The 14,481-nt window shown below is 74.8% G+C and carries 1 protein-coding gene; it reads right to left on the reverse strand.

Annotated elements, in window-relative coordinates; translation table 11 throughout:
• Positions 1–6: 6 nt before the first annotated feature.
• On the reverse strand, positions 7–14,466 hold the full coding sequence (locus OG241_RS00835; RefSeq protein ID WP_405812824.1) for a type I polyketide synthase: 14,460 nt from the start codon (positions 14,464–14,466) through the stop codon (positions 7–9).
• Positions 14,467–14,481 lie beyond the last annotated feature (15 nt).

The raw sequence follows: 14,481 nt of genomic DNA on the forward strand, positions 1-14,481 counted from the left end.
CGCTCCTCAGGCCATTCCGAAGTTGTTGTCAAGAAGGTCGAACAGCTCGTCGGCGCTGGCAGAGCCGATGACGTCGGCGTCCGCCGGTCCGTCCTGCGGCGCGGTGCGCCCGGCCCAGACCCGTACGAGGTTCTGCAGTCGCGCGCCGATGTCGTCGGCGCCCCCGGCGCGGGGGTCGGCGGCCGTCAGAGCCGCCTCCAGCGCCTGGAGTTCGGCCAGTGCGGGGGTGGCTGGTCCTGGTCGGCCGTACAGGCCGTCGTACAGGTGGTCGGCGAGGGCGGACGGGGTGGGATGGTCGAAGACCACGGTCGCGGCGATGGCGACGCCGGTCGCCGTGCGCAGCCGGTTGCGGAACCGCACGGCGAGCATCGAGTCGAACCCGACGGCGGAGAAGGCCTGGTCGGCGGGGACGGCCTGGCGGCCGGTGTGGCCGAGGACGGCGGCGGCGTGGTCGCGGACCAGGTCCAGCAGCAGTCGGCGCCGGGCCGGTTCGTCAAGCGGTGCGAGCCGGCCCGTGAGTTCGGCGGCCGCGTCGGCCGACCCGTCGGCGGCCTCTCCTGAGGCGCCCGAGGCGGCGGTCGCCTCCGGCAGCTCGCTGAGCAGCCGCAGCGCGCGGGGGTCGGGCACGGCGGCCACGATGCGGTCCCAGCGGACGTCGGCGAGGATCGCGGCGGGTTCGTCGTGGTCCAGGGACCGCTGCAGGGCCGCGGTGACCGTGTCCGCCCTGAGGGGGCCTTCCGCCGCCTCGGCGCCTGCGGGTACGGGTTCCTGACCGCCGAGGGCAAGGGTGACCCAGCGGTGTCCCTCGTCGCGGCGGCTGTGGACCAGGGCTTCGAGGGCGGTGTACGCGCTGCCGGCGGCGCCCTTGCGGGCGGCGCCCCAGACGGCGCTCAGCGGGAACAGTACGGCGAGGGCGACGGAGTCCGGGGCCGGGTGGCCGTCGAGCAGCGTGTCGAGCTCGAGCACCGGGCCGAGGGCGGAGCGCAGGGCGTCGTCCAGGTTCTCGGGGGTGAGTTCGGCGAGCGAGGCCCCGGGATCGTAGGCACGGGCGAGGTGGACGACGGCCGTGAGCGGTGCGTCGTCGCCCGCGTCGGCCAGCGACGCGGCCAGTACTTCCCGGCCGACGGGCACTGTCAACTCGGCGCCCAGTGCGGCGAGTTCGAGGCGCAGGGCCGCCAGGGCGCCCTGGTCCGCGGTCGGCTCGCCGTGCAGGACGACGCGAAGGGCGCCCCGCCGGGCCAGCCAGCGGGCGATGTCCGGGCCCAGTTTCCCGGTGTCACCGGTGATCAGGGCGGTGCCCCCGGCCGGGGTCCAGTCACGGTGCGCCGACCCGTTCGTGGCCGACGTATTCGCGGCCGGGGCGTGGACCAGTCGGCGTGCGTGGGCTCCGGTGGGCCGTACGGCGACCTGGTCCTCCTCGTAGCCGCCCGCGAGAAGGGCGGCGAGGCGGCGTACCTCGTCGGGGCCCGGGCCGGGGGGCAGATCGGCGATGCCGCCCCAGCGCTGCGGCTGTTCCAGCCCGAGTACCCGGCCGAGCCCCCAGAGCTGGGCACCGCCCGGGCGGACCAGCGGTTCCTCGGGGTGGACCGCGACGGCGCCGCCGGTCACGCACCACAGCGGGGTGTCGATCCCGAGGGCGTCCAGGGCCCTCAGCAGTTCGAGGGTGGCGGCGGTTCCGGCGAGCACCAAGGACCCGTCGGCGGCCGGACGTTCGTCCAGGGCGAGCAGGGACAGCACACCGGAGGGCGGGAGGGGGGCCTCCGCGGCGGCTGCGGCGATGTCCTGTGCCGTACGGGCGGCATCGTTCGCGTCCACGGTGACGGTACGGGTCCGCGCGCCACCGAGGCGCAGCGCGTCGTGGCACGCACCGACGAGCGGGTCGTCGGCGTGCTGCTCGGGTACGACGAGGAGCCAGTCGCCGTACAGGGGTGCGGGCGGCGGGTCGGCCACCGGCTGCCAGCGGACGCGATAGCCGAGGGACCGCACGGCGTCCTCGTCGAGCCGGGCGCGGCGCCAGCCGGACAGCACGGGCAGCACCTCGCGCAGCGCCGGGGCGAAGCCGTCCGGTGTGCCGTCGGCGTCGGCGCCGAGGGCGGCGGCGAGCCCGGCCGGGTCCTCGCTGTCCACGGCCGCCCAGAAGCGGTCCTGCGCGGCGTCCGCGCGCCCCGCGGCAGACTCCGTCCGCGCGGTCCGGCCCGGCGTGGGCAGCCAGAAACGGGTCCGCTGGAAGGCGTAGGTGGGCAGGGCGACGCGGCGGGCGCCGGGCACGGCCCGGTCCAGGACGTCCGGCCAGGTCACCTCCGCGCCGGCTGTCCAGGCCTCGGCGAGCGAGGCGAGGAACCGTGCGGGGCCGCCGTCGTCGCGGCGCAGTGTCCCGACGGCGGTGACGGTCCGGCCCGCCTCGTCGGCGGTGCCTTCGACCCCGGCGGTGAGGACGGGGTGCGGGCTGGTCTCGACGAAGAGGTCGTATCCGGCGTCGAGCAGGTGGGTGGTGGCCCGCACGAACTCGACGGGTTCGCGCAGGTTCCGGTACCAGTAGTCGGCGGTCAGCAGCCCTCCGTCGATGGGCTCGCCGGTCACCGTGGAGTACAGCTGTGTCCCGCCGGTGTGCGGCCGTACGTCGGCCAGGGCGGCGAGCAGGTCGTCGCGGACCCGGGCCACCTGGGCCGAGTGCGCCGCGTAGTCGACCGGGATGCGCCGGGCCCGTACTCCGTCGGTCTCGCAGGCCGTGAGCAGGTCCGTCAGGGCGGCCGGTTCGCCGGCGACAACCACCGCGTCGGGGCCGTTCACCGCGGCCACGCACACGCGGTCGCCGTGGGGCTTCAGCAGAGCGCGGGCCCGGTCCTCGGAGACGGCGAGGGACACCATGCCACCGGCCCCGGCCAGCGCGACGAGGGCCCGGCTGCGCAGGGCGACGACCTTGGCGCCGTCCTCCAGCGACAACGCCCCCGCCACCACCGCCGCGGCGATCTCACCCTGGCTGTGCCCGACCACCGCCGACGGCTCCACACCGCACGACCGCCACAACGCGGCCAACGACACCATCACCGAGAACAGCACCGGCTGCACCACATCCACCCGGTCCAGCGACGCTGCCCCCGGCTCACCATGCAGCACAGCGGTCAACGACCAGTCCACATACGGCGACAGCGCACGCTCACACTCCGCGACACTCGCCGCGAAGACAGGGGCGGAATCCAGCAGCCCCACCGCCATACCTGCCCACTGCGAACCCTGCCCCGGGAAGACGAAGACGGTACGGCCACCGCTGCGGGCGTGTCCCTCGACGGCGCCGGGCGTGGCCTTCCGGCCGGCCAGGTCGGCCAGGGTGTCCAGCAGTTCCGTACGGCCGCTTCCGACGACTACGGCGCGATGCGGGAAGGCGGACCGGGTGGTCGCCAGGGAGTGGGCGACGTCGGCCGGTTCCAGTTCGGGCCGTTCGGTGAGGTGGGCGTGCAGCCGTGCGGCCTGCTCGCGCAGGGCCGTCGCGGAGCGGGCGGACAGGAGCCAGGGCAGGGCGGGCGAGGTCGGTGCGCCGTTCGGGTCGGCAGCGGACGGGACGTCGGAGGTCCCGGAGGTCCCGGGGGCGTCGATCCGTGCTGCGGTCGGCTCGGGCGTCTCCGTCTCTGTCGCCGCGCCGGGCAGCATGGCGGCCGGACGCGTACCGACCGCTTCGGTGTCTTCCGGGGCGGCTTCCTCCAGGACGACGTGAGCGTTGGTGCCGCTCATGCCGAATGCCGAGACCGCGGCGCGGCGGGGGCGGCCCGGGGTCTGCCAGGGGCGGGCCTGGGTAAGGAGTTTGACGGCTCCGCCGGACCAGTCGACCTGGGTGGTGGGGTCGTCGGCGTGCAGGGTCCTGGGCAGCAGCCCGTGCCGCATGGCCAGCACGGTCTTCATCAGTCCGGCCACGCCGGCCGCGGCCTGGGTGTGGCCGAGGTTGGACTTCAGCGAGCCCAGCCAGAGCGGGCGGTCCGCGGGGCGGTCCTGGCCGTAGGTCGCCAGCAGGGCCTGTGCCTCGATCGGGTCGCCGAGGACGGTGCCGGTGCCGTGCGCCTCGACCAGGTCGACGTCGGCAGTGGTGAGGCCCGCGTGGGTGAGCGCCTGGCGGATCACCCGTTGCTGGGCGAGGCCGTTGGGGGCGGTGAGCCCGTTGCTGGCGCCGTCCTGGTTGACCGCCGTACCCCGGACGACGGCGAGGACGGGATGGCCGAGGCGCCGGGCGTCGGAGAGCCGCTCGACCAGGATCATTCCGGCGCCCTCGCCCCAGCCGGTGCCGTCGGCGCCGTCGGCGAAGGAGCGGCAGTGGCCGTCGGGCGAGAGGCCTCCCTGCTTGCTGAACTCGACGAACACGTCCGGGGCGGCCATCACGGCGGCGCCGCCGACGAGCGCGAAGGAGCAGTCGCCGGAGCGCAGTGCCTGACCTGCGAGGTGCAGGGCCACCAGCGAGGAGGAGCACGCCGTGTCGAGGGTGACCGCCGGGCCCTCGATGCCGAGCGTGTAGGCGATCCGGCCGGACGCCACGCTGGTGACGTTGCCGCTGAGCAGGTGTCCTTCGACTCCGTCGGACGGTGTGCCGGGGCCGGTGCCGTAGCCCTGGGAGGCGACGCCGACGAAGACCCCGCCCCGGCTGCCGCGGACGGACAGCGGGTCGATCCCGGCTCGTTCGAGGACTTCCCAGGAGGTTTCCAGGAGCAGCCGCTGCTGGGGGTCCATGGCGAGCGCCTCACGGGGCGAGATCCCGAAGAACCCGGCGTCGAAGTCGCCCGCGCCGTCGAGGAATCCGCCGCCGGAGGTGTAGAAGGTGCCGGGCCGGCCCGGGTCGGGGTCGTACAGCGCGTCCAGGTCCCAGCCGCGGTCGGCGGGGAAGGCGCCGATGGCGTCCACCTCGTCGGTGACCAGCCGCCACAGGTCCTCCGGGGTGCGCGCGCCCGCGGGGAAGCGGCAGGCCATCGCGACCACCGCGAGGGGGTCGTCGGCGGTCGTGGGCCGGGGCTCGGGGGTGTCCGGGCCGACGGCGGGCCGGGTGGTGCCCGCGAGGCCGTCGCGGATGTGCCGGGCGAGGTCGGTCGCCGTGGGGTGGTCGAAGAGCGCGGTGACTGGCAGGGCGAATCCGGTGCCGGTGACGAGGCGGTTGCGCAGTTCGACGGCCGTGATGGAGTCGAAGCCGATGTCGCGCAGCGGGCGGTCGGGGTCGACCCGTTCGGCCGAGGTGTGGCCGAGGATCGCCGCCGCCTCGGTGGTGATCAGTTCGACGAGGAGCCGGTTGCCTTCCGCCTCGGGCAGCGCCGTGAGCCGGCCCTGCCACTGGCCGGCCTCGTCGGTCGGCACGGCTGAGGTGTTCTCGGACGGCGTCGACACGGACGCCTCGGCGGCTTCGGGCAACGACTCCAGCAGTCTGCTGGGGCGGCCGGAGGTGAAGACCGGGACGAACCGTCCCCAGTCGATGTCGGCGACGACCACATGGGTGTCCTGCGCGTCCAGCGCCTGGCGGAGCGCGGTCAGCGCCTCTTCGGGGCGCAGGCCGACAAGTCCGTGGCGGCGCAGTCCGGCGCCGGCGTCGCCGTCGGCCATGCCGGTGCCCTCCCAGGGGCCCCAGGCCACGGAGAGCGCGGTGAGGCCGCGTGCCCTGCGCCGGGCGGCGAGGGCGTCGAGGTGGGCGTTGGCGGCGGCGTAGGCGGCCTGGCCGCCGCTGCCCCAGGTACCGGCGATGGAGGAGAACAGGACGAAGGCGTCGAGCGGTTCGTCAGCGAGGAGTTCGTCGAGGAGGTCGGCACCGTCGGCCTTGGCCGCCAGCTCCGTGCGGAGCTGTTCCGGTGTGCTGTGCTCGGTGCGGGTGTCGGAGACGGTGCCCGCGGCGTGGAAGACCGCGCGCGGGGTGTCCCCGGCTGCCCGGAGCCGGTCGAGAAGGGCGGCGGTCTCGGCCAGGTCGCCGATGTCGCAGGCGGCCAGGGTGACCCGGGCGCCGGACTGCTCCAGTTCGGCGGCGAGTGCCGCCGCCCCGGGAGCGTCGGGTCCTTGCCGCCCGGCCAGCACCAGGTGCCCGGCACCCTCCCGGGCCAGCCAGCGGGCGACGTGACGGCCGATTCCGCCGGTGCCGCCGGTGACCAGGACGGTGCCGTGGGGGCGCGGGCCGGTGACGGACCGTAGGGCGTCGTCGGCCGCGCCGAGGCTGTCCGGGGCGGGATCGTCCGCCCCGGCAGGGTATGTACCCTCCGCGACGCGAGCGGCCGGGACCAGCCGTCGGCCGAACAGGCCGGAGGCGCGGACGGCGATCTGGTCCTCACCCGCGGGCCCGGCCGTGGTGCCGGCGTCGCCCGCGCTCCCCAGGCAGGCGCACAGCCCGCGCAGGGCGGCGGGGTCGAGCCGCTCGGGAAGGTCCACCAGACCGCCCCAGCGGTCGGGATGCTCCAGGGCGGCGACCCTGCCGAGCCCCCACACACGGGCCTGGGCGGGTGACGGCGCCGCGTCCTGTCCCGCCTGGACCGCGCCCGAGGTCACGCACCACAGGCGGGCCCGGCCACCGGCGTCCCCGAGGGCCTGGAGAAGCGTCAGGGTGAGTGCGAGCCCCGCGCCGAGCGGCTCGTGGTGCGGGTCGGGCAGGTCGGTGAGGGCCAGCAGGGAGAGCACTCCGGCTGCCTCGGCCGGGAGCCGCCCGGCCAGCTCGGCGCGCCCGGTGCCGGCGCCGACCCGGATGACGGACACGTCGGCACCGTGCTCCGCGAGGGCCCGCTCGACGGCGTCGGCCGTCTCGGTGACGGCGGGGTCGTCCGGCACCGCCAGGAGCCAGGTGCCGGACATCCGGGGGCGGGCGGGCATCCCCAGGGGCTGCCAGTCGATGCGGTACCGGTGCCGGGCGGCGGCCGACTCGTCGTCCCGCCGCGAGCGCCAGGCGGACAGCGCCGGCAGGACGTCACCCAGTGGCGCCGTCTCGTCGAGGCCCAGCAGCGAGGCGACCGAGGGGACGTCGGCCGTGCCGACCAGGTCCCAGAAGGCGTCGGAGCCGTCGGAGCCGCTCGTGCTCCTGCCTTCGGCGGGGCGCGGCCAGAACCGCTCGTGCTGGAAGGGGTAGGTGGGCAGGTCGACATGCCGGTCCGGCGCCTGGCCGTGACCGGCGGACCAGTCGACGGGAACCCCGCGGACGTGCAGCCGGGCCAGGGCCGCGACGACCGAGGGCGCCTCCGGCTGCCGCTTGGGCAGCAGCGGGATCGCCACCACGGCGGGTACGCCGGGGCTGTCCTGAGGCAGACAGGCCGGCACCAGCGCGGAGAGCACTCCGCCCGGCCCGGCCTCCAGGAACGTCGTCGCCCCCTCGGCCACCAAGTGCCGTACGCCGTCCATGAACCGCACCGTGCCGCGCACATGCCGCACCCAGTAGTCCGGGGAGCACAGCTCGGCGGCGGACGCGGGCGCGCCGGTCAGGTCGGAGACGACGGGGATGCGGGGCTCCGCGTACGACAGGCCCTCGGCCACCTCGCGGAAGGCGTCGAGCATGCCGTCCGTCCGGGCGGAGTGGAACGCGTGGCTCACGGGGAGCCGCCGGGTCCGGCGTCCCTGGCGGCGGAACTCCTCGGCCGCGACCAGCACAGCTTCCTCGTCACCGCTGATCACGGTGGCCGTCGGGCTGTTGACGGCGGCGACACAGGCCGTGCCGCCGTCGGGCAGGTCACCGAGGACGCACAGGACGTCCTCCTCGCCGGCCTCGACGGCCACCATGGCGCCGCCTTCGGGCAGTTCGTCCATCAACCGGCCGCGCGCGGCGACCAGCGCACAGGCGTCGGACAGGTCCCAGACGCCGGCGACGTGCGCGGCGGCCAGTTCGCCGACCGAGTGGCCGATCAGAAGGTCCGGGACGACTCCCCGGTGGCCCAGCAGCCGGAACAGCGCCACCTCCACGGCGAACAGCGCGGGCTGGGTATACCGGGTGCGATTCAGCAGCAGGGCCTGCTCGGTGCCCTCCGCGGCGAACAGGATGTCGCGCAACGGGACATCGAGGTGGGGGGCGAGGTGGGCCAGTACGTCGTCGAGGGCGTCGGCGAACGCCGGCTCGTCGCGGTACAGCTCCGCTCCGGCGGCGGCGCGCTGGCTGCCCTGCCCGGGGAAGAGAAGCGCGGTACGTCCGGGTGCCGCGAGGCCAGTGACCAGTTCCGGGGCGGGTGATCCGGCGGCCAGCGCCTCCAGCGCACGGCGGGCGACCGTCTCGTCGTGCCCGGGTACGGCGGCCCGCTGCTCCAGCGCGGCCCGGCCACGTGCGAGGGCCAGGGCCACGTCGGGCAGCGGGGTGCCGGGGTGCGTGTCGAGGTGGTCGAGCAGCCGGGCGGCCTGGGCGCGCAACGCGGCGGGGGTACGGGCGGAGAGCAGCAGCGGCAGCGATCCGGCCCGGGGGCGGCGGGCCCGACCGTCGGCGGCGTTCACGGGCTCGTCGGTGTCCGTCGCACGCCGGCCGGCCGTGCCCGTACCGGAAGCGTCCCGCGTCTTCTCATGCTCATCGTGCTCGGACACGACAGGCGCCTGCTCGACGATCACATGGGCGTTCGTCCCGCTGATGCCGAACGACGAGACGCCTGCCCGGCGCGGTCGGCCGGTCTCCGGCCAGGGGGTGGGCTCGGTGAGCAGCCGCAGGCCCGCCGTGTCCCAGTCGATGTGTGTGCTGGGGTCGTCGGCGTGCAGGGTCCGGGGCAGTTCGGCGTGCCGGATGGCGAGCACCATCTTGATGACGCCGGCGACACCGGCGGCCGCCTGGGTGTGGCCCATGTTGGACTTGACCGATCCCAGCCACAGCGGGCCGTCCGCCGTCCGTCCGTTCCCGTACACGGCCTGGAGGGCCTGGGCCTCGATCGGGTCGCCGAGCCGGGTGCCGGTGCCGTGGGCCTCGACGGCGTCGATCTCGGCGGCCGTGATCCGGGCGTTGGTGAGCGCGGCCCGGATGACCCGCTGCTGTGCCGGTCCACTGGGCGCGGTCAGGCCGTTGCTGGCGCCGTCCTGGTTGACGGCGGTGCCACTGAGCACCGCGAGCACCTGGTGGCCGTGACGGCGGGCGTCCGAGAGGCGCTCCAGGAGCAGCATGCCGACGCCCTCGGCCCAGCCGGTGCCGTCGGCGGAGGCGGCGAACGCCTTGCAGCGGCCGTCCGGCGCCAGCCCTCGCTGGCGGCTGAACTCCACGAACAGTTTGGGGGTGCTCATGAGGGTGACACCACCGGCCAGTGCCTGTGCGCACTCGCCGCGGCGCAGCGCCTGGGCGGCCAGGTGCAGGGTCACCAGTGACGAGGAGCATGCGGTGTCCACCGTCAGGGCGGGCCCGTCCAGGCCCAGTTCGTAGGAGATCCGCCCGGACATCACGCTGGCGGTGTTGCCCGTCATGACGTGTCCCTCGGACACACCGGGCGCGCCGTCGAGGGTGGCGGGGTAGTCCTGGCCGTTGGTGCCGACGAACACGCCGACCGGGCGGCCGCGCAGCGAGGTCGGGTCGATTCCGGCGTGTTCGACGGTCTCCCAGCAGGTTTCCAGGAGGAGCCGCTGCTGCGGGTCCATGGCCAACGCCTCGCGGGGTGAGATCCCGAAGAAGGCGGCGTCGAACCCGCCGGCGTCGTGCAGGAATCCGCCGCGCCGGCTGTAGGTGGTGCCGGGCCGGTCGGGGTCCGGGTCGTAGAGGCCCTCGGTGTCCCAGCCCCGGTCAAGTGGCCAGTCGGCGATGACGTCCCGTCCCTCGGAGAGCAACTGCCAGTAGGCGTCCGGGCCGTGGACGGCACCGGGGAACCGGCAGCCGACGCCGATGATCACGATCGGGTCGTCGTCGGCCGGCCCGGCGGCCAGGGCCGGTCGGCCCTCGGAAGGCTGCGCTTCGGGGCCGGACGGGGCGAGTTCGGCGAGGAGGTGGGCGGCGAGTGCCTGCGGTGTCGGGTGGTCGAAGAGCAGGGTGGTGGGCAGCCGCAGTCCGGTGGCCGCGCCGAGCCGGTTGCGCAGTTCCACCGCGGTGAGGGAGTCGAAGCCGAGTTCGGCGAACGCGCGGCCGGGGGCGATGGCGTCGGCGGCACTGTGGCGCAGCACCGTCGCGGCGTGTGCGCGGACGAGGTCGGTGATGTGGCGGGAGCGCTCGGCGGCCGGCAGCGCGGCCAGTTGTCCGCCCACCCGTCCGTCCGGTTCGGCCCGCTCCGGTGTGCGCGGGCCAGGTGCGACGGCGCTGGGCAGGCTGCTCAGCAGTGCCGTGGAGCGCAGGCCGACGGCTTCGCGGTAGCGCTGCCAGTCGACGTCGGCGACGACACAGAGCTCGTCGCGGTCCGCGAGGGCGGCGGTCATGGCGCGGACGGCCGCCGTGGGTTCCATGGGGCTGATGCCGAGGCGGCGCAGCCGGTCGGCGATCGCGTCGTCGACCATGCCGCCGCCCGCCCAGGCACCCCAGGCGACGGAGGTGCCGGGCAGTCCGGCGGCCCGGCGTTCGGCGACCAGTGCGTCGAGGGCGGCGTTGGCGGCGGCGTAGTTGCCCTGGCCCGCGCTGCCGAGGACGCCCATGAAGGAGGAGAACATGACGAAGTCGGTGAGGCCGAGTCCGTCGGTGACCTCGTGGAGGGCGCGGGCCGCGGTGACCTTGACGCGCATCAGGGTGGCGAGGCGTGCCGGGTCGAGGGCGTCGAGGGTGCCGTCGTCGAGGACTCCGGCGGCGTGGACGACCGTACTGAGGGGCTCCTCCTCGGGGATCGCGGCGACGACCGCCGCCAGTTGTGTGCGGTCGGCGGCGTCGCAGGCGGCGACAGTCACCCGCGCGCCGAGCGCGGTGAGTTCGGCGCACAGGTCGTCCGCGCCGGGGGCCGCCGGTCCGCGCCGGCTGAGCAGCAGCAGGTGGGTCGCCCCCTGCCCGGCCAGCTCCCGGGCGACCTGGGCGCCCACTCCCCCGGTGCCGCCGGTGATCAGTACGGTGCCACTGCCGACTCGGGCGGCGGCACGGCCACTGGGCTTCACCGGCAGCACACGGCGGCCGTACACACCGGCGGAACGGACGGCGACCTGGTCCTCGTCGGTGACGGCGGCGAGGACCGCGCAGAGCCGGTCCCCCGCCCGCTCGTCCAGTACGGCGGGCAGGTCGACGAGGCCGCCCCAGCTGTCGGGCCGTTCCAGCGCGACCGTACGGCCCAGTCCGGCGACGGCGGCCTGCACGCTCTGCCCCGGCCGCTCGCCGGCGCCCACGGCCGCCAGGCCTCGGGTGGCGCACCACAGCGGGGCCTCGGTCCCGGTGTCGCCGAGCGCCTGGACCAGGGCGAGGGTCAGCGAGAGCCCGGCGGGCACGTCGGGATGGGCGGGGTGCGGGCGAACCTCCTCGGCCAGCAGCGAGAGCACGCCCGCCACAGGGGCGTCGGCCGACGCGGCACGCACAGCGGCGGCGAGCGATTCCCGGTCCTGGTCGAGGCCGGAGGCGACGAGGGGGACCGGTTCGGCACCGGCGGCCGTCAGCGCGGCCAGCACGTCGGCGCCGACTCCGTCGCCGCTGTCCGGCGCCGGGAGCGCGACGAGCCACCGCCCGGACAGCGGCGCCCTCGCGGCGAGTGTCAGCGGGCGCCAGCCCACGCGGTGGCGCCAACTGTCGGCGCGCTGTCCCCGTAGCCGCTCGGAGCGCCACGCGGTGAGGGCGGGCAGCACCGCGCCCGCCGCTTCCGCGTCGACGCCCAAGGTGTCGGCGAGGGCCGCGGAATCCTGGTTCTCGATCTCCTGCCACAGCGTGTCGTCGGCCGGGGCGCCGGAGCCCGGTGCCTGTGGCGACTCCAGCCAGTAACGGCGGCGCTGGAACGGATAGGTGGGCAGGTCCACCAGTTGGGCGCCGGTGTCCGCGAAGGCCGGCTTCCAGTCGACGGGGAGCCCACGTACGAAGGCCTCGCCGAGCGCGTGGCGCAGGCGCCCCAGCCCGCCCTCGCCGCGCCGGAGGGTCCCGAGTACGGCGGCGTCGTGGCCCGTCTCCTGGACGGTCTCCTCGATGGCCATGGTGAGCACCGGGTGCGGGCTGACCTCGATGAATCCGGTGTAGCCGGACTCCGCGAGGGTGCGGACGGCCGGTGCAAACGCCACGGTGGCCCGCAGGTTGCGGTACCAGTACTCGGCGTCCATGGTCGCGGTGTCCAGCCAGCCCCCGTCCTCCACGGTGGAGTACAGCGGCACTTGGGCGGCCGTGGGTCGCAGTCCGGCCAGGGTTTCCAGAAGCGCCCCGCGTATCTCCTCCACATGGGCGGAGTGCGAGGCGTAGTCCACGTCGATACGCCGTGCCCGTACGCCCTCTGCGGCACAGTCCGTCAGTAGCGCGGCCAGGGCGTCGGGGTCACCGGACACCACCCCGGCGGAAGGGGCGTTGGCGGCGGCGATCGACAGCCCGGGGCGGTCGGCGAGGAGGTCCGTCAGACGGTCGTACGGGAGGGCCACGGAGGCCATGCCGCCGCGTCCGGCGAGAACGCCCAGCGCCTGGCTGCGCAGGGTGACCACCTTGGCCCCGTCCTGGAGGGACAGCGCGCCCGCCACGACAGCGGCGGCGATCTCGCCCTGGCTGTGCCCGACGACGGCGTCCGGTACGACACCGAACGACCGCCACACCTCGGCCAGCGACACCATCACCGCGAACAGCGCGGGCTGCACCACATCCACGCGGTCCCACGCACTGCCCGACCGCACGGCGTCCAGCAACGACCAGGCCACGAAGGGGGCGAGCGCCCGCTCGCACTCCTCCATCCGGGCCGCGAACACCGCCGACTCGTCCAGCAACTCCCGCGCCATACCCGCCCATTGGGAACCCTGGCCGGGGAAGACGAAGACGACAGGCCCGGTGGCGGACGCCTCGCCCTCCACGACGTCAGGGCCGGGTGCCCCGACGGCCAGCGCCGCGAGCCCCTCCTCCCTCGTCTGCCGGTCCCCGCCGACCACCGCGCGGTGGTCGAACAGGGAACGGGAGGTGAGGAGGGAGAAGCCGAGGTCGTGGGCGGTGGGCCCGGCGGGGTCCTGGAGGAGCGGCAGCAGACGGCGTGCCTGGTCGCGCAGGGCGTCCGGGGTGCGGGCGGAGAGGACCAGCGGCACCGGGAAGGTGTCGGGGACGGGGTTCGCTGATGAGGCCGAGTGCGCGGCAGGCTCTGGGGGTGCTTCTTCGAGGATGAGGTGGGCGTTGGTGCCGCTGATCCCGAAGGACGACACCCCGGCCCGACGCGGACGTCCCTCGACCGCCACCCACTCCCGCTGCTCGGTCAGCAGCTCGACACCGCCCGACGCCCAGTCGACGAGCGGCGTCGGCTCATCGACGTGCAAGGTCCGCGGCAGTTCACCGTGCCGCATCGCCTCCACCATCTTGATGACACCGGCCACCCCGGCCGCCGCCTGCGCATGCCCGATGTTCGACTTCAACGACCCCAGCCAGAGCGGCCGTTCACCAGAACGTTCCCGCCCGTACGTCGCCAACAAGGCCTGCGCCTCGATCGGATCCCCGAGCCGGGTCCCCGTCCCATGCGCCTCGACCACGTCCACCTCGCCAGGAGTCACTCCGGCCGACGCCAACGCCGCCCGGATCACCCGCTCCTGCGCCGGCCCACTGGGCGCCGTCAACCCGTTGCTGGCGCCGTCCTGATTCACGGCGCTGCCGCGCACCACCGCCAACACCCGATGACCATTGCGACGGGCATCCGACAACCGCTCCAAAACCAGCAGCCCGACACCTTCAGCCCAGCCCGTCCCCCCAGCAGACGCCGCGAACGACCGGCACCGACCATCAACCGACAACCCCCGCTGCCGCGAAAACTCCACAAACGTCCCCGGCGACGACATCACCGTCACCCCACCCGCCAACGCCAGCGAACACTCCCCCGCCCGCAACGACGACGCCGCCAAATGCACCGCCACCAACGACGACGAACACGCCGTGTCCACCGTCACCGCCGGACCCTCAAACCCCAACGAAAACGCCACCCGACCCGACAACACGCTTCCCGCGCCACCCGTCAGCCGCTGACCGTCGACGCCTCCGGCGGGTATGTGCAGCGCGGGTCCGTAGTCGTGGTACATGATTCCGGCGAAGACTCCGGTGCGGCTGCCGCGCAACGAGTGCGGATCAATACCCGCCCCCTCCACCGCCTCCCACGCCGACTCCAACAACAACCGCTGCTGCGGATCCATCGCCAACGCCTCACGCGGCGAAATACCGAAAAACTCCGCATCGAACTCCGCCGCCTCATGCAAAAACCCGCCATGACGCGTATACGACGTCCCCGCCCGATCCGGATCAGGATCGAACAACCCCTCCACATCCCAGCCCCGGTCCACCGGAAACCCCGACACACCGTCCCGCCCCGACGCCACCAACTCCCACAGCTCCCCCGGCGAACCCACCCCACCCGGCAACCGACACGCCATCCCCACCACCGCCACCGCCTCCCCCACACCAGCCTGGAGTTGACGGTTCTCGTGGCGCAGCCGGGCGGTCTCCTTGAGGGCGTCCCTGAGGGCCGCCACGACGGTCGCGTCGGA

Source organism: Streptomyces sp. NBC_01390 (assembly GCF_045040105.1).
GTDB lineage: Bacteria > Actinomycetota > Actinomycetes > Streptomycetales > Streptomycetaceae > Streptomyces.